1 protein-coding gene is annotated in these 252 nt (G+C 62.3%); it reads right to left on the bottom strand.

Features of this window, described 5'->3' with window-relative positions; genetic code table 11:
- Positions 1-167 (bottom strand): triose-phosphate isomerase (locus NZU74_20745; GenBank protein ID MCS6883753.1); only part of this gene is annotated, 167 nt, incomplete at its 3' end.
- Positions 168-252: the final 85 nt, after the last annotated feature.

Below are 252 nucleotides of genomic sequence, written 5' to 3'. Positions count from 1 at the left end.
CCGGCCAGCAACGGGGCAACTGCCGGCAGCGCGACGAACGGGGGGCAGAGCACGCGCTCCACGCCGCTCACGCCGCCGATCTCCGCGACCAGCGCGTGCGCCAGCTCCACCGCTTCGGCGGGCGTTTTGTTCATCTTCCAGTTTCCGGCGATCACGGGAGTTCGCATCTTTGTAATCTCCTTGAGAGGGTGTTGTACGCAATACGCAACACGGAATACGCAACCGTATTGCGTATTGCGTATTCCGTTTGGC

The organism is Chloroflexaceae bacterium (assembly GCA_025057155.1).
Lineage (GTDB): Bacteria > Chloroflexota > Chloroflexia > Chloroflexales > Chloroflexaceae > JACAEO01.
This window is presented reverse-complemented; position numbering and strand designations above follow the sequence as displayed.